This is a genomic window from Virgibacillus aidingensis (assembly GCF_010994035.1).
Taxonomy (GTDB): domain Bacteria; phylum Bacillota; class Bacilli; order Bacillales; family Amphibacillaceae; genus Virgibacillus_N.
Genome location: NZ_WIXN01000006.1, coordinates 107,567 through 133,365, shown reverse-complemented (window position 1 = coordinate 133,365; position 25,799 = coordinate 107,567). Strand labels below are relative to the sequence as shown.

General features: G+C 41.1%; 18 protein-coding genes, 2 tRNA genes, 1 pseudogene, 2 riboswitches and 2 other annotated features. Of the genes and pseudogenes, 20 read left to right on the top strand and 1 reads right to left on the bottom strand.

Annotated elements, in window-relative coordinates:
• Positions 1 to 133: 133 nt before the first annotated feature.
• From dnaN to GHD25_RS07000, 7 genes are all read left to right on the top strand, one after another.
• Positions 134 to 1,315: a DNA polymerase III subunit beta gene (gene dnaN, locus GHD25_RS07030; protein WP_164215675.1), complete on the top strand. Its 1,182-nt coding sequence runs from the start codon at positions 134 to 136 to the stop codon at positions 1,313 to 1,315.
• A 498-nt stretch (positions 1,316 to 1,813) separates the two neighbouring features.
• Positions 1,814 to 2,035: a S4 domain-containing protein YaaA gene (gene yaaA / locus GHD25_RS07025; protein WP_164215674.1), complete on the top strand. Its 222-nt coding sequence runs from the start codon at positions 1,814 to 1,816 to the stop codon at positions 2,033 to 2,035.
• Between the two features lie 2 nt (positions 2,036 to 2,037).
• The gene (gene recF, locus GHD25_RS07020) at positions 2,038 to 3,150 is read left to right on the top strand and encodes a DNA replication/repair protein RecF (RefSeq protein ID WP_164215673.1); all 1,113 of its coding nucleotides are present in this window, start codon (positions 2,038 to 2,040) and stop codon (positions 3,148 to 3,150) included.
• Positions 3,150 to 3,458: an extracellular matrix regulator RemB gene (remB, locus tag GHD25_RS07015; protein WP_346426776.1), complete on the top strand. Its 309-nt coding sequence runs from the start codon at positions 3,150 to 3,152 to the stop codon at positions 3,456 to 3,458. Before recF ends, remB begins: the two co-directional genes overlap by 1 nt.
• Positions 3,459 to 3,671: 213 nt before the next feature.
• Positions 3,672 to 5,597 carry a DNA topoisomerase (ATP-hydrolyzing) subunit B gene (gene gyrB / locus GHD25_RS07010; protein ID WP_164215672.1) on the top strand — a complete coding sequence of 642 codons (1,926 nt, stop codon included), beginning with the start codon at positions 3,672 to 3,674 and terminating at the stop codon, positions 5,595 to 5,597.
• Positions 5,598 to 5,708: 111 nt separating this feature from the next.
• Positions 5,709 to 8,192: a DNA gyrase subunit A gene (gene gyrA / locus GHD25_RS07005; RefSeq protein ID WP_164215671.1), complete on the top strand. Its 2,484-nt coding sequence runs from the start codon at positions 5,709 to 5,711 to the stop codon at positions 8,190 to 8,192.
• Between the two features lie 214 nt (positions 8,193 to 8,406).
• Complete coding sequence (locus tag GHD25_RS07000) at positions 8,407 to 9,501, top strand: HD-GYP domain-containing protein (protein WP_164215670.1); 1,095 nt, start codon at positions 8,407 to 8,409, stop codon at positions 9,499 to 9,501.
• Here the strand turns inward: GHD25_RS07000 and GHD25_RS06995 are convergent.
• Positions 9,491 to 10,462 carry a YaaC family protein gene (locus tag GHD25_RS06995; RefSeq protein WP_164215669.1) on the bottom strand — a complete coding sequence of 324 codons (972 nt, stop codon included), beginning with the start codon at positions 10,460 to 10,462 and terminating at the stop codon, positions 9,491 to 9,493. The two genes, GHD25_RS07000 and GHD25_RS06995, sit on opposite strands and share 11 nt — an antisense overlap.
• 178 nt (positions 10,463 to 10,640) lie before the next feature.
• On the opposite strand from GHD25_RS06995, the gene guaB reads away from it, so the two are divergent.
• The 13 genes and pseudogenes from guaB to GHD25_RS19800 all read left to right on the top strand — a co-directional run.
• Positions 10,641 to 12,113, top strand: a complete 1,473-nt coding sequence (gene guaB, locus GHD25_RS06990; protein ID WP_164215668.1) for an IMP dehydrogenase — start codon at positions 10,641 to 10,643, stop codon at positions 12,111 to 12,113.
• 440 nt (positions 12,114 to 12,553) lie between these two features.
• Positions 12,554 to 13,888: a serine hydrolase gene (locus tag GHD25_RS06985; protein WP_164215667.1), complete on the top strand. Its 1,335-nt coding sequence runs from the start codon at positions 12,554 to 12,556 to the stop codon at positions 13,886 to 13,888.
• 176 nt (positions 13,889 to 14,064) lie between these two features.
• Positions 14,065 to 14,952, top strand: coding sequence for a pyridoxal 5'-phosphate synthase lyase subunit PdxS (gene pdxS / locus GHD25_RS06980; RefSeq protein ID WP_164215666.1), 888 nt, complete (start codon positions 14,065 to 14,067; stop codon positions 14,950 to 14,952).
• A gap of 131 nt (positions 14,953 to 15,083) precedes the next feature.
• Complete coding sequence (gene pdxT, locus GHD25_RS06975; protein WP_164215665.1) at positions 15,084 to 15,683, top strand: pyridoxal 5'-phosphate synthase glutaminase subunit PdxT; 600 nt, start codon at positions 15,084 to 15,086, stop codon at positions 15,681 to 15,683.
• Positions 15,684 to 15,930: 247 nt separating this feature from the next.
• Positions 15,931 to 16,164 (top strand) — a binding site (T-box leader).
• 52 nt (positions 16,165 to 16,216) lie between these two features.
• Positions 16,217 to 17,485: a serine--tRNA ligase gene (gene serS, locus GHD25_RS06970; RefSeq protein WP_164215664.1), complete on the top strand. Its 1,269-nt coding sequence runs from the start codon at positions 16,217 to 16,219 to the stop codon at positions 17,483 to 17,485.
• A gap of 993 nt (positions 17,486 to 18,478) precedes the next feature.
• A riboswitch (SAM riboswitch) is annotated at positions 18,479 to 18,583 on the top strand.
• A gap of 86 nt (positions 18,584 to 18,669) precedes the next feature.
• Positions 18,670 to 18,772, top strand: a riboswitch (SAM riboswitch).
• Between the two features lie 75 nt (positions 18,773 to 18,847).
• Positions 18,848 to 19,879: a methionine ABC transporter ATP-binding protein gene (locus GHD25_RS06965; protein ID WP_164215663.1), complete on the top strand. Its 1,032-nt coding sequence runs from the start codon at positions 18,848 to 18,850 to the stop codon at positions 19,877 to 19,879.
• Entirely contained in the window at positions 19,869 to 20,519 is a 651-nt protein-coding gene (locus tag GHD25_RS06960; RefSeq protein WP_164215662.1) for a methionine ABC transporter permease, read from the top strand. Before GHD25_RS06965 ends, GHD25_RS06960 begins: the two co-directional genes overlap by 11 nt.
• A gap of 26 nt (positions 20,520 to 20,545) precedes the next feature.
• Complete coding sequence (locus GHD25_RS06955; protein ID WP_164215661.1) at positions 20,546 to 21,364, top strand: MetQ/NlpA family ABC transporter substrate-binding protein; 819 nt, start codon at positions 20,546 to 20,548, stop codon at positions 21,362 to 21,364.
• Between the two features lie 153 nt (positions 21,365 to 21,517).
• On the top strand, positions 21,518 to 22,720 hold the full coding sequence (locus tag GHD25_RS06950; protein ID WP_164215660.1) for a M20 family metallopeptidase: 1,203 nt from the start codon (positions 21,518 to 21,520) through the stop codon (positions 22,718 to 22,720).
• A gap of 589 nt (positions 22,721 to 23,309) precedes the next feature.
• Positions 23,310 to 23,402, top strand: a tRNA-Ser gene (locus GHD25_RS06945).
• Positions 23,403 to 23,600: 198 nt separating this feature from the next.
• Positions 23,601 to 23,811, top strand: a binding site (T-box leader).
• A gap of 51 nt (positions 23,812 to 23,862) precedes the next feature.
• A complete protein-coding gene (gene proC, locus GHD25_RS06940; RefSeq protein WP_164215659.1) occupies positions 23,863 to 24,684 on the top strand; it encodes a pyrroline-5-carboxylate reductase in 822 nt (273 codons plus the stop codon).
• A 162-nt stretch (positions 24,685 to 24,846) separates the two neighbouring features.
• A tRNA-Arg gene (locus tag GHD25_RS06935) sits at positions 24,847 to 24,918 on the top strand.
• Positions 24,919 to 25,296: 378 nt separating this feature from the next.
• Positions 25,297 to 25,754: pseudogene (locus GHD25_RS19800) on the top strand (Fic family protein); the annotation flags it as partial.
• Positions 25,755 to 25,799 lie beyond the last annotated feature (45 nt).

Here is a 25,799-nt window from a genome sequence, read left to right as displayed (position 1 = left end):
TTGTCCACATGTGAATAACTGTGTTTCAGCAATCAAACTTCATTTATCCACAATAATCACAGCGCTTATTATTATTACTGTATTTTTATTAAATAAAATAAATATATAGAACTTCCATGAGGAGGATAATCGAATGAAATTTATTATTAATCGCCAGAAATTAATCTCAGGGCTGCAAGATGTAATGAAAGCTATCTCATCACGGACAGTTGTACCGATTCTGACAGGGGTTAAATTGGAAGCAGCGAAAGAGGGAATTACGCTAACTGGCAGTGATTCAGATATAACGATAAAATATTTTATCCCGGCTGTCGAAGAATTTGTTGATAAAAAGACTGATGAAGCAGATGAAGAGATGGATAATAAAAAAATAAATGCAGAAATAATACAGGAAGGAAGTATTGTGCTGCATGCGAAATATTTTCCTGACATTATTCGCAAATTACCTGAGGAAACCGTGGAAATCGAAATGGATCCTCAATTAAAAGTTGCCATTCGCTCGGGAAAAGCGTTGTTCCATTTAAACGGCCAGGATCCGGATGAATATCCATTGCTTCCTGAATTGCAAACGGAAGACAGTTTTGAACTATCCACAAACACGTTAAAAGCCTTGATTAAACAAACTGTTTTTGCTGTTGCGACAATGGAAAGCCGTCCCATTTTAACCGGGGTGCAAATTAAATTGCTTGATAATAAACTGACATTCTCTGCAACTGACAGTCACCGTCTGGCCATGCAGGAAATTCCGGTAGATGATGCTCAAACAGAAATTACCAGTCTCGTTATTCCTGGCAAAAGCTTGAATGAATTGAATAAAATTTTAACGGATAATGATGAAAAAATAGAGATAAGTGTAACTAATAATCAAATACTTTTCCGGACAGAAAATTTATATTTTCTTTCCCGGCTGCTGGATGGGAAATACCCGGAAACGTCCCGGCTGATTCCGGAAGAAAGTAAAACAGCACTGCAAATAAAAACGAAGGAGCTTCTACATACCATCGATCGTGCTTCCCTTCTTGCCAAGGATGATCATAATAATGTGGTAAGGCTGACAACAAACGACAATAACAGTGCGGAAATTTCAAGTAACTCCCCTGAGGTAGGGACTGTTACAGAAGAAATTGGCATTCAATCGATGGAAGGCGAGGATCTGAAAATATCCTTCAGCTCAAAATATATGATGGATGCACTGAAGGCCATAGATTTTGATGAGGTGAAAATAGAATTCACCGGGGCGATGCGGCCATTTATTATCCGGCCGGTCAACGGTGCTGAGATTCTGCAGTTAATCCTGCCGATCCGAACATATTAACAAGCAGCTTTCCGTCTGGTAAATCCTGCTTATATAACTCATAACTGCCATTATTTCAGCTCATTATCTATTGGATAGTGAGCATTTTTTTTAACACGTTAAAAAAGAAATTTTCAGCAATGGTTTTTGCTGGGACGAGGAACTACTGTACCCGCAGCCCCCCAAAAATGTAATTAGAATTATTAAATATTTTTAAATCTCACGTATAATCCAAATACTAAAAGACGGGCAAATACGGTTTATTAATTATCACCATGTTATATGAACATATTTCTTCAAAAAAAACTTTATCAATGAACAAAATTGGTAAATATATCCTAAACAATTGACTCTTCCTGCTCTTTTTCCCCTTTTTTAAAAGCAATTTAAAGGCGAAATAAGCCTGATTGTATAAAAAAAGGGGTAAACCTTTCAATAAAGCAAAAACTTTAGTAAAATAGGTTTATAAGACTTCTATAGGTAATATACTAATAAATAAACAATAGAATCGGTGATGAAATGCATGAAGAAGTGAGCATAAGCACGGAATATATTACGCTGGGCCAATTTATAAAAATCATTAATATTCTCGAATCCGGCGGAATGGTAAAGCTTTTTCTCCAGCAGGAAGGCGTCATCGTAAATGGAGAACAAGAACACAGGCGGGGAAGAAAGCTGTATCCCAATGACGTAGTAGAGATAGAAGGCGTCGGTTCTTACATCGTTACAAAAGAGGATTAAGCATGCATATCGAACAGCTGACATTAAATAATTACCGGAATTATGAGGGACTTGATATCACTTTTGATGATAAGATCAATGTCATTATCGGAGAAAATGCCCAGGGAAAGACGAACTTGATGGAAGCCATCTACCTGCTTGCATTTACCAAATCCCACAGGACATCCAGGGAAAAAGAACTTATTCAATGGGATAAGGAATATGCTAAAATAGAAGGCAGGATTACAAAAAGAAACCAGTCATTTCCGCTGGAAATCATTATTTCCGCAAAAGGAAAAAAGGCGAAATTCAATCATCTGGAACAGCCGCGGCTAAGTGATTATATTGGAGCCCTGAATGTGGTAATGTTCGCACCCGAGGACCTGACCATTGTGAAAGGCCCGCCGCAAATACGCCGGAGATTTATGGATATGGAGCTGGGGCAAATCCAGCCGACCTATGTTTATCATTTGGGACAGTATCAAAAAATATTAAAACAGCGAAATGCTGTATTGAAACAGATGCAAAGAAACTTTCACCAGGATAAAAGTATACTGGAAATTTTAACGGATCAGTTAATATCCCACGCAGCAACATTAATGGAAAAACGGTTTGTTTTTCTTGATTTATTGCGGAAATGGGCAATTCCCATACATCATGGGATCAGCCGAAAGCTGGAGGAGCTGGAAATTGCCTATGCTCCAACCATAGATGTTACCGAAAATGATAATAAAGATAAAATAGAATCCATGTATATGAATAAATTCCGGGAAGTACAGGAAAAAGAGATTGAACGCGGCACCACATTAATTGGACCCCACCGGGATGATTTGCTGTTTTATGTTAATGGCAAAAACGTCCAGGTTTACGGTTCCCAGGGACAGCAGCGGACCACGGCTTTATCCGTGAAACTCGCAGAAATCGAACTCATCTGTCATGAGGTTGGCGAATATCCTGTTTTACTTCTCGATGATGTTTTAAGTGAATTGGATGATTACAGACAATCCCATCTTTTAAGCACCATTCAGGGAAAGGTGCAGACATTTGTATCTACCACAAGTGTTGAGGGGATTAACCATGAAACATTGAAAAAAGCGGAACTCTATCATGTGAAAGATGGAAAAATAGTTACATAATGCGAAAGGGAGATACGATGTTCATTCATATTGGAAACGACAATGCAATAAGATCCGGTGATGTGATAGCCATTCTGGATTATAATTTAATTTCATCTTCCACCATTATGGAAAATTTCATGGAAGGGTCGGAGAAAGAAGGGAAAATCATTGGACCAAGGGCAGATGCCAAATCTGTCATGGTTACGAGAGATCATATTTACTACAGTACATTGTCCGTAACAACACTGAAAAAAAGGGCAAGCATGATATCCACGATAGATAAACTAGACGATTTTTCAGATGATATTAAAGAAATTGAAATGTAGCCCTCATCCATTTTCTTTTATAAAGATGAGAAACTTTCTTATCCGGATTAGTGAAACCGGAGCATCCACCATGAGGCATAAATTCCAAAGCAAAATGCTTCCAAGAACGCAAAGTTTTCAGGAATATCTTTAAACAGCAGGCAAGGTTGTTCTCATAGTGGGCAAGCATATATATTTACGTTTTTTTATTCAGATAGAAATGGAAGTGAAACTATGTCAATGGAAGATAACGTTGCAAATAATCAGGCATATGGTGCGGATCAGATTCAAGTACTGGAGGGACTGGAAGCCGTACGGAAGCGGCCGGGAATGTATATTGGCTCTACTGCAGAAAAAGGGCTGCATCATTTAGTCTGGGAAATTGTGGATAACAGTATTGATGAAGCACTGGCAGGATATTGTGACAAGATTGACGTCATTATTGAAAAGGACAACAGTATTACGGTAAAAGACAATGGCCGGGGTATACCGGTTGATATCCAGAAAAAAACAGGAAGACCTGCCCTGGAAGTAATCATGACTGTGCTGCATGCCGGCGGCAAGTTTGGCGGCGGAGGCTACAAAGTTTCCGGCGGATTGCACGGGGTTGGCGCTTCTGTTGTCAATGCCCTTTCATCGAAATTGGAAGTGTATGTCCATCGGGATAATAAAATCCATTACTTGGAGTTCAGAAAAGGCATTCCCCAGGGAGAAATTGAAGTTATCGGGGAGACGGATATTACCGGCACCATAACTCATTTCATTCCCGATACGGAAATTTTTACGGAATCCATCGAATACAGCTTTGATATCTTATCCCAGCGCTTGCGAGAGCTGGCTTTTTTAAACAAAGGCCTGACAATTACGATTGAGGATAAAAGGACAGATGGAGAACAAATCAGCTACTACTATGAGGGCGGCATCAGCTCTTATGTGGAATTTATTAACCGCACGAGGGAAGTGCTCCACGAGCCTTTTTATGCGGAAGGTGTAGATGAGGGAATTTCCGTTGAAGTGGCCATCCAATATAATGACGGGTTTGCAAGTAATCTGTACTCCTTTGCGAACAACATTCACACGTATGAAGGCGGCACCCATGAATTTGGATTTAAGACCGGCTTAACAAGGGTGATTAATGATTATGCCAGAAAAAATAATTTATTTAAAGAATCTGACCCTAATTTATCCGGAGAGGATGTACGTGAAGGTTTGACGGCAATTGTGTCCATTAAACATCCGGACCCCCAATTTGAAGGTCAGACGAAAACAAAACTTGGAAACAGTGAAGTCCGGACTGTAACGGATCATGTATTCAGTGAACTGTTTTCCAAATTTTTATATGAAAATCCGTCTGTAGCCAAAATTGTTGTAGAAAAAGGATTAATGGCTTCCAGAGCCAGGGCAGCTGCCAAGAAAGCAAGAGAGCTGACAAGGAGAAAAAGTGCACTTGAAGTGTCAAATCTCCCGGGTAAACTGGCCGACTGTTCCTCAAGAGATGCGGAAATCAGTGAGCTTTATATTGTGGAGGGAGACTCTGCAGGCGGTTCCGCCAAGCAGGGACGGGACAGGCATTTTCAGGCCATCCTTCCTTTGCGCGGTAAAATTTTAAACGTGGAAAAAGCCAGACTGGACAGAATTTTATCCAATAATGAAGTGCGTTCCATGATTACAGCTTTGGGAACGGGGATTGGAGAAGATTTTGACATTACGAAAGCGCGTTACCATAAAGTAGTTATTATGACAGATGCTGATGTGGACGGTGCCCATATCCGCACCTTATTATTAACCTTCTTTTATCGTTATATGCGTCCATTGATCGAGTACGGCTATATTTACATTGCCCAGCCGCCTCTGTATAAAATACAGCAGGGTAAAGCTGCCTATTATGCATACGATGACAAAGAGATGGAGCGGATATTGGAAGAGCTTCCGAAAACTCCTAAACCGGGACTGCAGCGGTATAAAGGTCTTGGGGAAATGAATGCCGAGCAGCTTTGGGAAACTACGATGGATCCGGAAAACCGTACATTGCTCCAGGTGGAATTAAAGGATGCAATTGATGCGGATCAGGTCTTTGATATGCTGATGGGTGATAAAGTGGAGCCGCGCAGAAACTTTATTGAAGAAAACGCCCAATATGTACAAAATCTTGATATATAAAACAGATGTCAGAGGCAAGAGGCAATAAGTCAAATTGAGAATGACTTCAGGCCTTACAACCACTGACTTCTGGAAAAATGCCACAGCATTTTTCTAATGGGAGGTAGTAAAATGGCAGAGGAACAACGGCCAAATGTTCAGGAAATAAATATAAGCAAAGAAATGCGCACATCCTTTTTGGATTATGCCATGAGTGTTATTGTATCGCGTGCACTGCCGGATGTGCGTGATGGCATGAAGCCTGTTCACCGCAGAATATTATATGCAATGAATGATTTAGGTATGCATGCAGATAAAGCATATAAAAAATCCGCCCGTATTGTCGGAGAAGTAATCGGTAAGTACCATCCCCACGGGGATTCGGCTGTTTACGAGGCCATGGTAAGGATGGCACAGGATTTCAGCTTCCGGAACATGCTGGTGGACGGGCATGGAAACTTTGGTTCGGTTGACGGGGATTCAGCAGCTGCAATGCGTTATACAGAGGCCAGAATGTCCAAGATTTCCATGGAACTATTACGTGATATCAATAAAGATACCATTGATTATACCGATAACTATGATGGATCGGAGCGGGAACCGGTCGTTTTTCCTGCCCGTTTTCCAAACCTGCTCGTAAACGGTGCTGCAGGAATTGCAGTTGGCATGGCGACGAATATTCCGCCGCATAACCTCGGTGAAACGATCGATGCAGTGCTCGCTGTCAGTAAAAATCCGGATATCACGATTGATGAATTAATGGAAGACTATATCCACGGGCCTGATTTTCCAACCGGAGCCCAAATACTAGGCAGAAGCGGTATCCGCAAAGCCTATGAAACAGGAAAAGGCTCCATTACCATTCGGGCAAAAGTCAATATTGAAGAAAAGGCAAATGGGAAAGCTACGATTATTGTGTCAGAGCTGCCATATCAGGTGAATAAAGCAAAACTGATTGAAAAAATTGCCGAACTTGTCCGGGATAAACGGATTGACGGCATTACAGATTTACGGGATGAATCCGATAGAAATGGTATGCGGGTAGTCATCGAACTGCGCCGGGACGTCAACCCGAATGTCGTATTGAATAATTTATATAAATATACTGCCCTTCAGACGACTTTTGGCGTTAATATGCTGGCACTTGTTGACGGACAGCCGAGAGTGCTGACCATTAAGCAATGCCTGGAACATTATCTGGATCATCAAGTCGTTATTATTAAACGCCGGACGGCATTTGAATTAAGAAAAGCAGAGGCAAGAGCGCATATTTTGGAAGGTTTAAGGGTTGCACTTGATAACCTGGATGAGGTAATCTCTTTAATCCGCAATTCCAAAACAGCAGACATTGCCCGGGATGGTTTGATGAATGGTTTTGAACTGACGGAAAAACAGGCTCAGGCCATACTTGATATGCGTCTGCAGCGGCTTACCGGTCTGGAACGGGAAAAAATCGAAAACGAGTATAAAGAATTAATGCAGCTGATTGATGAGTTAAAAGCCATCTTAGCGGATGAAGAAAAAGTGCTGGAAATTATCCGGGAGGAACTTACGGAGATCAAAGAGAAATATAACGATGCGCGCCGGACGGAAATTATGATGGGCGGAGCAGGCTTCTTCGAGGATGAAGATTTAATCCCGGAAGAAAGCATTGTCATTACACTGACCCATAAAGGGTATATAAAACGATTGCCGTCATCCACCTACCGGACACAAAAACGAGGCGGCCGCGGCATTCAGGGCATGGGGACAAATGAAGATGATTTTGTGGAGCATCTCGTTTCCACTTCCACCCATGATACGATCCTGTTTTTTACGAACAAAGGAAAGGTTTATAAAATAAAGGGTTATGAAATCCCGGAATTTAACCGGACTGCAAAAGGGATTCCAATTATTAATCTCTTACAGGTGGAAAAAGGAGAATGGGTAAATGCCGTTATTTCCGTTACAGAATACAAGGAAGATGCCTATTTATTCTTTACTACGAAATATGGTATTTCCAAACGGACAAGACTTTCCCAATATGCAAACATAAGAAAAGGCGGATTGATTGCAGTAGGTTTAAGGGAAAATGATGAACTGATTTCCGTACGTTTAACAGATGGAAACCAGCATATGATGATTGCGACGAAAAATGGCTATTTAATCCGTTTTCCGGAAGAACAAATCAGATCCATGGGAAGAACAGCGGCCGGGGTAAAAGGCATTTCACTCCGGGAGGATGATGAAGTGGTTTCCATGGAAATTCTGCAAAAAGATGCCAACATATTGCATGTAACGAGCAAAGGCTACGGGAAACAAACGAAAGAAACGGAATACCGGGTAACGAATCGCGGCGGAAAAGGGATTTTCACCTGTAATCTGACTGATAAAACAGGGGATGTCGTTGCCGTTAAAGCAGTGGATGGGGATGAAGACCTGATGCTGATTACCATTGCCGGTGTATTAATCCGCATTCCGGTAAAAGATATCTCCGAGACAGGGCGAAACACGATGGGGGTTCGTCTAATCCGCCTCCAGGACGAAGAAGAAGTCGCCACCGTCGCCAAGGTTGAAATCGAGGAGGAAGAGGAACTCGAAGAAGAGACAGAGGTGGAAGAAGAAAGTGAAGAATAAGGCAGACCTTATTGCGTGATGATGTTCTCAGCGCAGTCGGAGGTTTGTACTTATACTATTGCTGACAATAGGGCTGGGACATAATGGAGATATTCCAAGCAGATAGAGGTGCTCTACTCATCATTTGTTTGGATTACACCAGATTTTACAGTTATGCCCCAGCCCCTCTTATTTACAGGATGAATTTTTATTAAATTGCAGAGGTAGGGATCCTATGCGTGTGAAACCGTCACAATTAATTCCTGGTTGTATTTTATTGCAGGAGGTAAAAGGAAAATCGAATAAACCACTCGTTCCCAAGAATACGGTTTTAGAGGAGAAACATATCACCTTTTTAGGTAAATTTTTGATTTCTTCTGTGGAAGTATCCTCTAAACTTGCAGACGGGAAAGTTTTCCAGCCAAAAGAAATTATAGAGGGTGTGTCTGTAAATAGAGAACATAAAAAAGAGAAGCAGCATGAAAATCTTTCTTTTAAGAATCATTATGATCATGCCGTACATATGTACAAAAAAGAATTTGAAAAGTGGCAAAATGGCATGCCTGTGGATATGGCTGTGTTGAGAAAGCATATATTGCCTTTACTGGAGCGGATAAATGAAATAGAGGAGGAAGTGTACTTACTTCATCGATACAGTAAAAGGAAAGATTATTTTTATTATCATAGTGTGGCGCTTGGCGTACTTTCTGCATACTTAGGAAAGAAAATGGGATTTAAAAAGGGAGAATGGCTGCAAATCGGTATTGCCGGTTTATTAAGCGACAGTGGAATGGCAAAATTGGATCCTGCTATATTATTAAAAGAGCATCCTTTAACAATGGATGAATTAAATGAAATAAAAAAACATCCTGCCTATGCTTACCGGTTAGTGGAAAATACCCCCACTATTACTCAAGGTGTAAAAATAGCTGTATTGCAGCACCATGAAAGGCTTGATGGGAGCGGATATCCACTTGGCCTGCGAAAGGGGAAGATACATAGATTTGCAAGAATTATCGCCCTTTGTGATATGTACAACCAAATGACCAGTGAACATTCCTGTAAAGAAAAAAAATCCCCATATAAAGCAATAGAGGCATTGCAAAAAGAAAAATACACCAAACTGGATCCGGAAGTAGTAAATGCCTTTATTGACAGCCTCGTGCGATTTTCCATCGGCACAAAAGTAAAGCTGTCCAACCAGTTTACAGGGGAAATTGTGTTTATTGATCATGATGAACCCGCACGTCCGATTGTCCGTCTGCAGGATGGGCAAATTTTATCGCTGCAGCAGGAACAATCAATATTTATTGAGGAAGTCATCGGTTAAATGGCAACGAACCCGCAGGAAGTTTCTTTTTTAATTTATCTTCCAGCAGCAGTGGAATTTTTTCCTGGGTGCATTGCAGAAAACCGAGGATAAAGGGGTAATCCGATTCTGACTTTGCAGTAAATAGATCACCCCACCATTCTGTTTCATATCGGGAAAGCATGCTTAAATTATATAATAATAAATAGTGAACCATGATTTCGGAAACGGGTAAAAATATTTCCCTGTTGGCAGGAAAATACAATTGCCGGGTCTCCATATGAATATAAAAAGGCGTCTTTTTTTCTTCGGCCGGACAAGCTATTTCCATCCGGATCATTTCCTTATCGGTATCTGCGTATTGTATTTCAGGCAAATAGTGTTCAATTTTTTTTATAAAAGCTTTTTCTGTTAAATGATAGCTGTCCAATAGAGATACCGGAAATTCAAGCAGCGGTGAATTGGCTTTACCGACTGGGATGATTGTTTGCTTGTTTTGGAAATGGAATAAAGGTTGCATTTCCGGAACTAATGCCAACAAGGCTTCCATGGTGATTTTTTCAAAGGGAATGTTTTTGCTTGACAGCAGGTGGGCTGCCATATAAGGAAATAAGCCGTTATGCTGAATTTTCACCTCATCCTTCATAAAAGAATAGTTCTTTTTCTTTCGTTTTCTGGCTGTAACTCCGTGTGCCAACAGACTGGTAGTTTCGGGATATTCCGGCCGTATCGTTAATAAACACGCTTTTAACAGGTGAACCATACCATAAAAATATAAAATGGGCTGCATAATGGGGGATAGTTTTTCTCCTTGTTCATACATTTGAAGGCCATGGTCAAGATAATACATAAATCCGCGGCAGTTTTCATAGCTTTTTTTTTCCGCGTCAATATCATCCAGCTTTTTGTAACATTGTTCCAGATATTGCCGGGATGTTTCCTCGGATTGTAAATAGGTTAAAAACATATATTTTTTTTTCATTGTTTTCCTCTCATTATTTGTTCAATTTTTTTGAATCTATTTATTTTTATATTTCCAATAACAGGTGGTTGAAAAAGATTATTTGTTGGAGTAAGGTATATAAAAATACAATTACGTACTTTAGTGTAAACAAAGGCGATTACTGTCATACATGCAAAAAAATTAAGGAGGAGAAGAAATGCGCGAGGATAAATTCGCAAAAGAAGGATTAACATTTGATGATGTTTTATTAATGCCCGCCAAATCGGAAGTATTGCCAAAAGATGTTGATGTAAGCACCCGGCTCACGGATAATTTAAAAATGAATTCACCTTTCATCAGTGCAGGGATGGATACGGTGACAGAAGCAGAAATGGCGATTGCCATAGCGAGACAGGGCGGTTTTGGTGTCATTCATAAGAACATGTCCATTGAAGAACAGGCAGAACAGGTGGATCGGGTAAAGCGCTCGGAAAGCGGTGTAATTACCAATCCATTTTTTCTCACTCCGGAGCATCAGGTTTACGATGCAGAACATCTCATGGGAAAATTCCGTATTTCGGGCGTACCCATTGTAAACACGATTGAAGAACAAAAACTGGTAGGTATTCTGACTAACCGGGACCTGCGTTTTATTCAGGATTATTCCATCAGCATTTCGGATGTCATGACAAGTGAAAATTTAGTTACGGCACCGGTCGGGACTACACTGGATGAAGCAGAAAATCTATTGCAGCAGCATAAAATTGAAAAACTCCCGCTGGTCGATGAGAAAAATATTTTAAAGGGACTAATTACGATTAAGGATATTGAAAAAGTCATTGAGTTTCCAAAAGCGGCGAAGGATTCCCAGGGCAGACTGCTGGCAGGAGCGGCAGTTGGTGTTACCGGGGATGCAATGAAGCGGATTGAAAAATTGGTGAATGCCGGTGTGGATGTCATCGTAATCGATACGGCACATGGACATTCAGAAGGGGTTATTGAACAGGTAAAAGAAGTACGGAAACAATACCCTGATTTGAATATTATTGCCGGCAACGTGGCTACTGCAGAGGCAACGAAGGAACTGATAGAAGCTGGTGCATCTGTTGTGAAGGTCGGTATTGGACCAGGTTCTATTTGTACGACCCGGGTCGTTGCAGGAGTTGGCGTGCCGCAGATTACAGCAATTCACGACTGTGCTGTGGCTGCTGCGGAATACGGGGTGCCGGTGATTGCTGACGGAGGCATTAAATATTCCGGTGATATTGTAAAAGCACTTGCAGCAGGCGCGCACGCCGTTATGATCGGAAGCATGTTTGCCGGAGTGTCGGAAAGCCCTGGTGAAACAGAAATCTTCCAGGGACGGCAATATAAGGTATATCGCGGTATGGGCTCGGTAGGTGCCATGAAAGCAGGTTCAAAGGATCGATATTTCCAGGAATCCTCCGAGGCAAAAAAACTGGTGCCTGAAGGGATTGAAGGAAGAGTCGCCTATAAGGGACCTCTTGCCGATACTGTACACCAGCTGGTCGGCGGTTTGCGTGCTGGTATGGGCTACTGCGGTACAGGCACCATCACTTCACTGCGTGAGGATGCCCGTTTTATACGCATTACCAACGCGGGATTACGTGAAAGCCACCCGCATGACGTACAAATTACGAAAGAATCGCCAAATTATACATTTTCGTAAGTTCCGTGAAATAATAGATGGATGATGAAGTTACAATATTTACCAGAACCTCATGCATATGAAGGGATAGAAGGTATTTGCATGCTGTCTGTCTTTATTAAATAAAAATTATTGCGATCAACGGACATAAACTGTGTTTCAGCTGTAAAAAAAATTATAGACAGGGGACAACCTTGTCTATAATTTTCTTGTTTTCTGTGGTAAAATTATTTAGGTGTGATAGTAGATTTTTATACTTAATTATCGCTGCCGATTGCAATACAAGCAGCAAATTTCCGCGAATAGCTGAATATTACATGCAAAAATGATTACAGTTGTACGGTCCTATTTTCATACTGACGATATAACTGAGTGCATGGGGGGTTCCACCACGGCTTATGCTTGACCATAAGCCAGGCTTTGTTTTATAACGTTAAATTATATTTTGGAGGTAAAGAAAGTTGAAACATAAAATGATGAAACATCTATCGTTATTATTAACCGGACTAGTAGTAATGGTATTTGTACTTGTAAATCCTTTTTCGGCTGCAGCCCAGGACTTGAATTTAAATGCTGAATCAGCCATTGTGGTGGACTTTGACACAGGAAAAATAATTTATGCAAAAAATGCTGATCAGGCTTTGCCGCCTGCAAGCATGACAAAAATGATGACAGAATATCTGGTATGGGAAGCAATTGAAAATGGTGAGATTACGTGGGAGACAACGACACAGATCAGTGACTATCCTTACAGTATTTCGGCAAATAATGCTTTTTCCGGGGTCGGGCTTAAACAGAATCAGGATTATACTGTCCGTGAATTATATGAAGCAATGGCCATTAACTCGGATAATGCCACGACGATTGCCCTTGCAGAACTGATTGCCGGATCAGAATCGGAATTTGTAAAAATGATGAATGAAAAGGGAGAAGAAATGGGACTTCCCGAGTTTAAATTTGTCAATTCCTCCGGGCTGAATAATGAATCACTCGGGGATAATTATCCGGAAGGGACAGAACCAACTGATACAAACCTTTTATCTGCCGAATCATCTGCATTGCTTGCCTATTATCTCGTGAAAGATTATCCTGAATCGCTGGAGATTTCGAGCGTGCCTGAGACGGAATTTGACGGGCAGGATATACGTAACTGGAATTATATGCTTGCCCACGATGCCGAATACCTTGAACCATATTTCTATGAAGGGGTAGATGGGCTAAAAACCGGTTTTACTGATTTGGCAGGCTACAGTTTTACCGGAACTGCGGAGAGAAATGGCGACCGATATATAACAGTAGTGATGAAAACCGGAAGTGAAGCAGAACGATTTGAGGAAACAGCTAAACTGATGGATTTTGCTTTTAATAATTTTTCCAAACAGGAGATTTTCCCTGCAGGTTATCAAGTTGAAGGTGAATCTTCAATTCCTGTAGCCAAAGGAAAAGAGGATCAGGTTCAGGTATCCGTCAGCGAAGCAATTAGCCTTCCCGTCCAGGAAGAGGAAGCTGAATTATACAGTATTCAATATCATATAGATGAAGAGAATTTAAACGAAGATGGTGAACTGGTTGCTCCAATTGAGGCAGGAGATGTGGTTGGACAAGCTGAACTTGTGTACGAAGGCGAGAATGACTATGGGTATATTACCAACGACACTTCAAACACGATTCCCCTTGTTGCAGATGAATCAGTAGAAAAATCCAACTGGTTCATGCTCACACTCGGTGCCATCGGCGGATTCTTCGCAGACCTCTTCACCACAGTCGCCGACTGGATCAAAGGATTATTCAGCTAATGGCAGCACCGGGACGGTTCTCCTGTTGCAAATGCTGCTGCATCAAGCGAATATAGATATTTAAGCTTTTTTACTGAAAATGAAACTGCCGGTATGGAAGGGCAAGTTATACTTCAACTTACTGATGAATAATAAGAATTTTAAAGTCTTCATGACTTAAATACAGGGGGATAAATATGACTAATAACACAGGGACAGAACGTGTAAAAAGAGGAATGGCAGAAATGCAAAAAGGCGGCGTCATTATGGACGTGGTCAATGCAGAACAGGCTAAAATTGCTGAAGCAGCAGGGGCAGTAGCTGTGATGGCGCTGGAAAGAGTACCTTCCGATATTCGTGCTGCCGGCGGGGTGGCAAGAATGGCTGATCCAACGATAACAGAGGAAGTTTTGAATGCAGTTTCGATTCCGGTCATGGCTAAAGCGCGTATCGGACATATTGTGGAAGCCCGCGTATTGGAAGCCATGGGGGCTGACTATATAGACGAGAGTGAAGTATTAACACCGGCTGATGATGTATATCATATTAATAAATCCGACTTTACTGTACCGTTTGTCTGCGGCTGCCGTAACTTGGGAGAGGCAGCCCGTCGCATCGGGGAAGGTGCATCCATGCTTCGGACAAAAGGGGAGCCGGGAACCGGAAACATTGTAGAAGCAGTCCGCCATATGCGTCAGGTGCAATCCGAAATCCGCAAAGTGACCAGCATGTCCAGAGATGAAGTAATGACCTATGCAAAGGAAATTGGCGCACCATTTGAACTGCTGCTTGACATTCGGGAAGAAGGGCGCCTGCCTGTTGTAAATTTCGCAGCCGGCGGTATTGCCACACCAAGTGATGCAGCTCTAATGATGGAACTGGGCGCGGATGGCGTATTTGTCGGATCCGGTATTTTTAAATCGGATAATCCGGAGAAATTCGCAAAATCAATTGTAGAAGCAACTACCCATTATCAAGACTATAAACTGATTGCCGAGTTGTCCAAAGACCTTGGCACAGCCATGAAAGGCGTGGAAATGAGCACTCTCGAAGCCGGAGACCGCATGCAGGACCGCAGTGAGTAGAAAATGAAACAGCGGCACGGTTCTCCTGGGACTGCGCTAAATGCTCGTCCCACCGAAAAGATTTGGGACTGCGCTGAATGCTCGTCCCATCGTAATAATTTGCTGCAGCCATCGGAAAGAAGGAATGGAACATGATAACAATCGGGGTACTGGCACTGCAGGGAGCAGTGCGGGAGCATATGAGATCCATAGAAACATGTGCAGCCAAAGCGATCGAAATCAAGCATAAAGAACAGCTTGCAGATATAGACGGGTTAATTCTCCCTGGAGGAGAAAGTACGACGATGCGGCGATTAATAGACAGCTATGGATTTTTTGAAGCCATACAGCAATTTGGAAAACAAGGAAAACCGATATTTGGAACATGTGCAGGATTAATTTTAATGGCAGATGAAGTAGAAGAGCAAGTTCAGTCCCACCTTGCACTAATGGATATGAAAGTTGCCCGCAATGCCTTTGGCCGGCAAGTTGCCAGCTTTGAGGCATCCCTTGACATTAAGTATGCAGGAAATGATTTTAAAGCTGTGTTTATCCGGGCGCCGTATATTACAAAAGTTGGCCCGAAAGTTGAGATACTTGCCACATGGCAGGATAAAATCGTTGCAGCCAAACAGGACAATTATCTATGCACCGCCTTTCATCCCGAACTCACAGATGATAACAGGATTATGCAATATTTTGTTTCCATGGTGAAACAGCGGGAAGGTTCTCCGGTGGCAGCAGAAATATAAATATAAACGCTCATCCTGATGTACCGACCCCTGAGTGATTCTGTGGAAAAACATATTCTAGCGAATGGTTATTATCAGGTTTAGGGGTATTTGCAAAAAATGACTCCGTTTCTGTTCATATATTAAGTGAAATGGAAGTAGATTTGGGCGCAATATTTGGGGAGTAATGGAGTAAACAGATGGCTGGTTAATCTAAAAATTGCTTGCAATTAATTTTTAAATTGGATATGATATATACTAAATTAATACCAAAGTGATGACAGGAAATAGTAGCAGTAACACTTTCAGTTAGAGAGTCGATGGCTGGTGAAAATCGATGTTAGTGTATTGTGAATCCATCCTTGAACTGGTTTATGAAAAAATGAAGGTTTTCCTTCATCTTTAAATAAACCCGGCCGGAAGCCGTTAACACCCATGAGCCGGAAGAAATTGTTTCTTCAACAAGGGTGGCAACGCGGGAATACCAACTCTCGTCCCTATTTAAAGGGATGGGAGTTTTTTTAATGGAATAAAATTATAAGGAGGAAATAGCCATGCTGGACATGAAATACTTAAGAAATAACCTGGAAGAAGTAAAGCAAAAACTCTCCCGCAGAGGAGAGGACTTATCTGAACTGAATAAGTTCGAGGAATACGATGAAAAAAGAAGAAATCTGATTGCTGAAACAGAAAAATTAAAAGCAAAACGAAATGAAGCCTCCAAGCAAATTCCTATCTTAAAAAAGGAAAAAAAGGATGCAGAACCGGTTATTCAGGAAATGCGGGCAGTTGGAGATAAAATATCCGCATTGGACAATGAGTTAAGAGAAGTAGAGGAAAAGCTGGATGATATGCTGCTTTCCATTCCGAATATTCCCCATGAAAGTGTGCCTGTCGGTGAAGATGAAGATGACAATGTAGTGGAAAGAGAATGGGGAGAGTTACAGGAGTTTCCTTTCGAAGCACAGGCACATTGGGATATTGGGACCAATCTGGACATCGTCGATTTTGAAAGGGCAGGCAAAGTAACCGGGAGCCGGTTTGTATTTTATAAAGGCCTTGGAGCGAGACTGGAGCGGGCCTTAATTAATTTTATGATGGATTTGCATGCCGATCAGCATGGTTATACAGAAATGCTTCCGCCGCAAATGGTGAACAGACAAAGCATGACAGGGACAGGGCAGCTGCCGAAATTTGAAGAGGATGCATTTCTCATTGAAGATATGGATTATTTCCTTATTCCCACTTCAGAAGTTCCAGTTACCAACTATCACCGTGATGAAATTTTAATGGATCTGCCGAGAAAATATGTGGCCTACAGTGCCAATTTCCGTTCTGAAGCAGGTTCCGCCGGAAGGGATACCCGCGGGCTAATCCGTCAGCACCAGTTCAACAAAGTGGAGCTCGTGCATTTTGTAAAACCGGAGGAATCTTATGAAGTGCTGGAGACATTGACCGGACATGCGGAAAAAGTCCTGCAGCTCTTGAACCTTCCATATCGTGTCATGCGGATGTGTACTGGGGATCTGGGCTTTACTGCGGCAAAAAAATACGATATCGAAGTATGGATCCCGGCACAAAATACGTACAGGGAAATTTCTTCCTGCTCCAACTTTGAGGATTTTCAGGCAAGACGGGCAGGCATCCGTTTCCGGAGAGAAGCAAATGGAAAACCGGAATTTGTGCATACGTTAAATGGTTCCGGACTTGCCATTGGCCGTACAGTTGCAGCTATCTTGGAAAATTATCAGCAGGAAGACGGCTCCGTGAAAGTGCCGGAAGCATTGCAGCCGTATATGGGCGGGGTGGAAGTGATTAAGTAGCATAAATAATGAGATAAACTACCGGGAAAACATCATTTTCCCGGTAATCATGTATTGGTATCACCCCTATGACGAAAGTATGATTTATTAGTTTCATGTATCAAAACGTTAAGTTTACCTGAAAATAAAGCTTGAATTTAAATAACTGTTTTCTAGGGGATTATTACTTTAATTGCCTGGAGTGGCAGGAAACGGTGACGTACGGTGTCAAATAGATTTTCGGTTCTTTTATGGAATTCTTCCGGCGAAATTTATCTTTCTCACAGACAATATAGCCGGTACTGGTAAAAGGTGTTATTTTTAGGAATTATTATTATTATGAGGCGTTCTAAAACCCAAAACCGCCTGGAAATCCGCTTGAACTGGGTAATAGAAACGCTCTAAAGAACAAAACTGCTTGGAAATCCGCTTGAACTGGGTAATAGAAACGCTCTAAAGAACAAAACTGCTTGGAAATCCGCTTGAACTGGGTAATAGAAACGCTCTAAAGAACAAAACTGCTTGGAAATCCGCTTGAACTGGGTAATAGAACTGCTCTAAAGAACAAAACTGCTTGGAAAATTACTTGAACTGGGTAATAGAACTGCTCTAAAGAACAAAACTGCTTGGAAAATTACTTGAACTGGGTAATAGAACTGCTCTAAAGAACAAAACGCTTAGGATGTCCGCTTAAAATGGGCAATAGAACTGCGTTAAAATCCAAACTCTTTTAAAAATCCATGGGCAAGAACTTTATCGGGCTTTTGCTTTACCAAATTAACCAACATTGACAAATCTAGCGTTGTATATATATATACAGCACTGGATTAGCATTGACCTTGGAACCACTTGAAACGGAGATCCATGTTTCAGTTTATGGGGAAACATGCGTGTATTTGTATTTCTGGTTTTTTAATATGAGGAAAAAAGGTAAACTCAAAATCAAAAACCAGTTGACAAAATTAATTTAAGGTAGTAAAGTGGATAACAATTAAAAATTAAATAATCACTAGCTTCTTATCAAGAGAGATGGAGGGACTTGGCCCAATGAAATCTCGGCAGCGGACTTTTTAAAGTACTGTGCCACATCCAACAAGCAATTGGCTTGGAAAATAAGAAGAGTTGCGGTATATATAATGCAAATCTCTCCTTGTTTTCCAAAAGGAGGGATTTTTTAATTTAAAAAAATTGAATACGTTTTACACTTCTTATCAAGAGAGATGGAGGGACTGGCCCAATGAAATCTCGGCAGCGGACTTTAATAGTACTGTGCCACATCCAGCAAGCATTGTGCTTGAAAGATAAGAAGAGGGACATAACCCAAGTGCCTCTTCTTATCTGAATATAAGGAGAGGCATTTTCTATGTCAGGAGGAGGTAAAAGATGATTACATTTAAAAATGTTACGAAGGTTTATCAAGGTAAATCCCAGGATGTTAAAGCGCTTGATGATGTGAATCTTCATATCGAAGAAGGTGAAATACATGGGGTAATTGGTTTCAGTGGTGCGGGTAAGAGCTCTTTAATACGTTGTGCCAACCTGCTCGAGCGGCCGACATCCGGAAAAGTGACGGTGAATAATCAGGATTTACTGCGCTTATCACCGAAAGAATTAAGGGAAGCGAAAAGGGATATAGGAATGGTTTTCCAGCATTTCAATTTATTAAATTCAAAGACGGTATTTACAAATATAGCAATGCCTTTATTGCTGACGAATACGCCGAAAGATAAAGTCAAGAAACGGGTTAACGAGTTATTGAATTTTGTGGGGTTAAGTGATAAAGCCGATAATTATCCGGATCAATTATCAGGCGGGCAAAAGCAGCGTGTAGGCATTGCCAGGTCCCTGGCAACACAACCTTCTGTTCTGTTATGTGATGAGGCAACTTCCGCACTTGATCCGGAAACGACAAAATCCATTTTGGAACTTTTGAAGAAAATTAATCGGGAATATAACATAACAATTTTAATTATTACGCATGAGATGGGCGTTATTCGTGAAATTTGTGACAAGGTAACCGTACTGGACAGTGGGAAAGTAGTGGAGTCAGGTTCTGTATTTGATGTATTCTCCCAGCCTGAAACGAAAATTGCTCATAATTTTGTCAGTTCAGTCATGCATGATGAAATCCCGGATTCGGTTTATCAACTGCTGCAAAAGCAGGAGGACAGGCATCAGATATACCGAATTGTTTTTATCGGAGAATCAGCCGGGGCGCCTTTACTCTCCCAAATAGCCAAGAATTACAATGTGGAGGTAAATGTATTATTTGGCAATATTACCGAATTACAAGGAACACCGTTTGGAAATTTAGTCGTAAAATTTGAAGGTGAAGACAAGGAGATCAATCGTGTGATCATGCATATCCATCAACAAAAAGTGACGATAAAGGAAGTGTTGGCAGATGTTAGTTGATTGGGCACAAATTTCAGAAGCTTTATGGGAAACAATCATCATGGTTACTTTCTCATTACTATTTGCCGTAGTCATTGGATTGCCTTTGGGAATTCTACTCGTTGTTACACGCAAAGGCCATTTATGGGAAAACAAATATGTCTTTACTGTGCTTAACTCAGTGGTAAATATATTTCGCTCCATTCCGTTTATCATACTCATGGTGGCAGTCATTCCATTTACCCGGCTGGTTGTTGGAACTTCCATCGGAACTGCTGCCGCAATAGTGCCTATGGTGTTATTTTCCGGACCATATATAGCAAGATTAATAGAAAACTCATTACTGGAGGTGGATCCAGGTGTGATGGAAGCAGCACAGGCGATGGGGGCCACACCAAGGCAAATCATTACACGTTTTCTTATTCCTGAAGCATTAAGTTCGTTAATGTTAGGTATCACGATTGCCACCATTGGTCTAATTGGTGCTTCAGCCATGGCAGGCGCTGTGGGCGGGGGCGGCCTTGGCGACTTGGCAATTACGTTTGGATATCAGCGGTTTGACACAATGGTGATGCTCATCACGGTAGGGATCCTGGTTATTATGGTGCAAGGTCTGCAATCAACAGGAAACATTTTATCAAAAAAAATCAGAAGACGATAAGTCGACATATATGAGGAGAGAGAAATATGAAAAAAATTGGTTTGTTTATTTTACTGACATTATTAATGATTGTCATCAGTGCATGTTCAAGCAGCAATGCAGCATCACAGGTGAAAATAGGTATTAGCGGTTCAGATACAACTATTTGGGATTATGTTGCGGAAAAAGCAGAAGCGGAAGGCATTGAAGTGGAGATTGTACGATTTTCGGATTATGTCCAGCCAAACCTGGCACTTGCCGAGGGAGAAATTGATGCCAATGCATTTCAAACTGTATCCTATTTTGATGCTTTTATTGAAGAACATAATTTAGATCTTGTTCCCATTGCCACCACGGTCATTGCCCCTATGGGACTATATTCGGAAAAACATGATTCCGTAGATGATATCCCTGATGGCGGCACCATTGCACTTGCCAATGAAGCAACAAATATGGGGCGTGGCCTTTTATTGCTCCAGGATGCTGGCTTAATTGAATTGGAAGAAGGCTTTGATGGCAATGGTTCCGTCGATAAAATTGTTGAAAACCCAAAAAATCTGGAATTTGAACTGATTGTGGCAGGACAAACGCCAAGGGTATTACCTGATGTGGATGCCTCTATCATTAATAATGGAATTGCCGTGGACGCAGGCTTCAGCCCATTGGATGATGCTATTTTCCATGAGGATGAGACGGCTACACCATACATTAATATTATTGCAACACAGGAAAAAGATAAAGATGATGAGACATTGAATCAATTAGCGGAAATTTACCAATCAGATGATGTTGCTGAGTTTATTTTCGAGGAACGGGATGGGAATTCTATTCCAACATTTGTACCGTTAAGCGAAATCGGCTATTAATCTTTTAGAAAAACTCGTATTTGCTTGTCTTTAAATGACTGCGTTAGTTTTCCTATACTTGGGACATAAAAACTTTAGCTGCGTTGAGCCGCTTCCCAGCTACATTTTATATTTTCCTAACGTGTAATAGTAAAAATTTATGAGGTGATGAGAATGACAGTAACAGCAAGCAATAGATTGGAAGAAATTAAAAAAAGCATTTTGAATCATGTGGAAGGGAATAAAGCACGATATATTAAAACTAGTCATGATATACATGATCATCCTGAAATCGGAAATGAAGAATTTTTTGCTTCAAAGCTTCTTACTGATATTTTACAGGCAGAGGGTTTTGAGGTAGAAAAAGGTGTTGCGGGTCATGAAACTGCATTTTTGGCTAAAAAGAAAGGAAAGAAAGAGGGACGCACCATTGGATTCTTAGCCGAGTATGATGCATTGCCTGAAATCGGCCACGCATGCGGTCACAATATCATCGGGACAACAAGTGTCGCAGCTGCAGTGGCATTAAGTAAAGAGATCGATGAGATCGGCGGAGAGCTTGTTGTACTTGGAACACCGGCAGAAGAAGGCGGACCGAATGGCAGTGCGAAAGGCAGTTTTGTAAAAGCTGGATTAGTCGAGGATTTGGATGCAGCCATTATGCTTCACCCGGGTGCAGAAACAAACTTGACAGGACCAACCCTTGCTGTCGATCCGTTGGACTTTGAATTTTTTGGCAAGCCTGCACATGCTTCGGCACATCCGGATAAAGGAATAAATGCGCTCGATGGCGTTATCCAGTTATTCAATGGCATCAATGCATTACGGGAGCATGTACCTTCAGATGTGCGAATTCACGGTGTGATTACGGATGGAGGAGATGCACCTAACATTGTACCTGAATATGCAAAAGCCAGATTTTTCATCAGGGCATCTTCAAGAGAAGTTTTGAATGAGGTAACGAAGAAAATAAAAGGAATTGCGGAAGGTGCAGGTTTAGCCACAGGTGCAACGGTAAAAGTTTCTGCCTTTCAGAATGAGGTAGATAATTTTATTTTAAACCGGAGATTTGACCAGATATTTAAAGAAGTGATGGAAGAACTGGGAGAAACAGTTAATACGGATGAAAGAAAAGCGCTTGGGTCTACAGATGCAGGGAATATAAGCCAGGTAGTCCCGACCATCCATCCACATATTAAAATTGGGCCAAGTGATCTCATCGGCCATACAGTGGGGTTTAGAGAAGCTGCCCGATCAGAAAAAGGGGATCAGGCATTAATTCTGGGTGCAAAGGCAGCAGCGTTGACTGTGTTGGAGCTCCTTACAAATGAATCTGTGTTTGCGGAAATTCAGAAGGAATTTAGCAATCGAACCTAATAGGTCAAAAGTTGCTAATTAAATAAGAGTAGGGGAAAATGAAATGATCGTGTAAAAACCGTTACTTCGTGGTATAATGTGTATAGAAAGAGAACTAAAGCATATCATATTAAAAGACCGTCGATACGGCTATATCGACGGTCAACAACAGACCGAACCCCGTCAAAGGGGGCGGCTCTAATTGTTTGGCGAGGCCTCCCAAAAGAGCCTGTGCATCTCAGTGGGGAGGTCTCAATTATGTCTGTCCGACATAATAAATGCCACAAGCATTCCAAATGCAATCAATAAGGTGAGCACCTGAAAGGTAGACATTTTGCGCCTCACCCCCTTCCTCGTTGTGACATGACATGAGTCTGCCAGCGAGTTACAGAAGTGAGCCGCCCTCCCTTGAGAAGCCGATTCCGTTGCATGATTTAACTAAATTAGCAAAAATCTAAATTTTGCGAGTGAGTGACAATTGTAATTATAGTTATAATGCAGATATTATTTCTCACTGCTAAAAGTGTTAATTAAAAATCTTGTATAGAAACGTCCATGTTTCCTTCTTGACATGCAAAATTGAGCATGATATATTATATCTTGTCGTCAGGGAGGTATACCCAAGTCTGGCTGAAGGGGTCGGTCTTGAAAACCGAGAGGCGGGTCAAACCGCGCGGGGGTTCGAATCCCTCTACCTCCTCCATTTATTCAAATAGCGCATAAAATATGGAGATAAAAACCGCTACGTTTGTAGCGGTTTTTTCATTAGCAGTTAACGAGGGAGTACAAAAACTTTCTTACTGAGAAGTTATGCATGATGACCATCAAGTTTTCCAATGTTAAAAATGTCTTGACATTATTCAAAATAAAGCATATATTTACATACAATTAAAGAATTCATAAGAAAACGATGAGCAGGCCAGTAATACTGCAGTTAACCGAAAGAGAGTGGAATTCACCGGCTGAAAGGTTCCACCGGCCCAACGAGTATGAAACCTACCTGGGAGTTGTTAGTCAAAAAGCTAACCGCAGCATTGCTGTGTTATCAATAAGAGTCGGGCATTATTATGCCAAATTAGGTGGTACCGCGGAAACCCTATTTCGTCCTTTTTATGAAGGAGTGGAATGGGTTTTTTTCATTTTATTATGAGGAGGTTTAAAAAGTGGATAAAAATGTTGCATTTATTGGAGCCGGGTCCATGGCAGAAGCGATTATTTCCGGAATTATTTATAAAGGGTTATTACGCAGTGACCAAATAACTGCAGCCAACAAGAATAACCGGGAAAGACTGAAACGGCTGGAGGAAAATTACAGGATTCGGATCATGCAGAACAAAGAAGCAGAAGTGAACGCTGCGGATATGATCGTCCTTTCCACCAAGCCATATGATCTGAAGGAAGCGATATATTCGGTTAAACCGTATATAAGGCCTGAGCAAATAATTATATCTGTTATTGCGGGTATTTCCACGGATGAGATTACCGCGTTAATGGGAAAAGATAATCCGGTGATCAGAGCCATGCCAAATACTTCTGCTTCGGTCGGATTTTCTGCCACTGCTTTATCAGCAGGAGTTTATGCTTCTGAGCATCACCTCCATGTGGCTGAAGAATTGTTTACAGGTATAGGTGCCACGGCCATTGTTGAGGAAAAGGATATGCATGCCGTTACAGGCATCAGCGGCAGCGGTCCTGCCTATTTTTATTACATGGTGGAAGCCATGGAAGATGAAGCAGTAGAGTCAGGTTTAAGTAAAGAGACAGCCAGACTGTTGATCACCCAAACAATTATTGGAGCCGGGGAAATGTTAAAACAATCAGAGGAGCCTGCAGCAGATTTACGCAGAAGGATTATGAGCCCTGCCGGAACTACGGAAGCGGGAATCAACACACTGGAGAAAAATAATTTTCAGCAAATCATCCGGGAATGTGTAAGAAGTGCGAAAAACCGTTCTATGGAGCTTGGGGAAAGTAAAAGTAATTAGAGCGGGAATAACATAGTTGCAATGTTTTTTTCCAGGCTCCCATTTAAGTACGGAGACTTTTTACATTGATATGCGCAAGATTTTTAGAAAATACTTTATTTACGTAAAGTCTTGTCAAAAAGCCAGGTTTTCTAATATAATATATATTGCTGAGTTTACATTGCCCCCGTAGCTCAGGGGATAGAGCAATGGCCTCCTAAGCCGTGTGCGCAGGTTCGATTCCTGCCGGGGGCGTATCCAGGTTTTTGGGTAATGATAAAACATTTTAAATTTACGCTTGAACGTTGACAGACCAATGTTTAGGCGTATTTTATTATTTTCTAAGACTCCAATAGAAAACGATAATAAATTGAAACCATTTTACACAAATTTTAAAAACAAGCGCTTCTAACATCTTTTCTTCATCTTCCTTTCGCAGCTCTTTTATGATGTGCGCATAGTTCCTCATTTTTATATGGAAATTTGTGAAGAAGCGAAACTAACGAAACAGTATAGTTCAATTAAGCAGGAGTTATAGAGCTTGGTATTGACTTAAGTTTACGGCTGATAAATTTGAATGCAAAAAATGATTTGTTAGATAAAGCAACCCTATTAAAAGAACAGCTAAATAAAATGGGACCTTTACCAAATGAAGTGGTAAAAGATTTAAAAGAGGATTTTTACATTAAAAATACGTACCATTCCAATGCTATTGAAGGAAATACATTAACCCTTTATGAAACAAAGGCTGTTTTAGAATATGATATTACCATTCACGGAAAAACTTTTCGTGAACATGCTGAAGCTAATAACCACAAAGAAGCGATTGAGTATGTTGAGGAATTAATTAATGATGATACTCCATTGGACCAACGAACCATTAAAGATATTCATGCCATTGTGCTGCAAGGGATAGACAGATCAATTGCTGGAAAATACAGAAATACTCCTGCCTTGATCACAGGTGCTAACCATACTCCTCCATCTCATGAAAAAATTCAAGATTGTATGGACAACATGATGGATTGGTATGAAAACTCCAGAAATTTACACCCTGTAGAAAATCCAGTTTATTACATTCAAAATTTGTTAATATTCATCCTTTTTCTGATGGGAATGGAAGAACCTCCAGATTA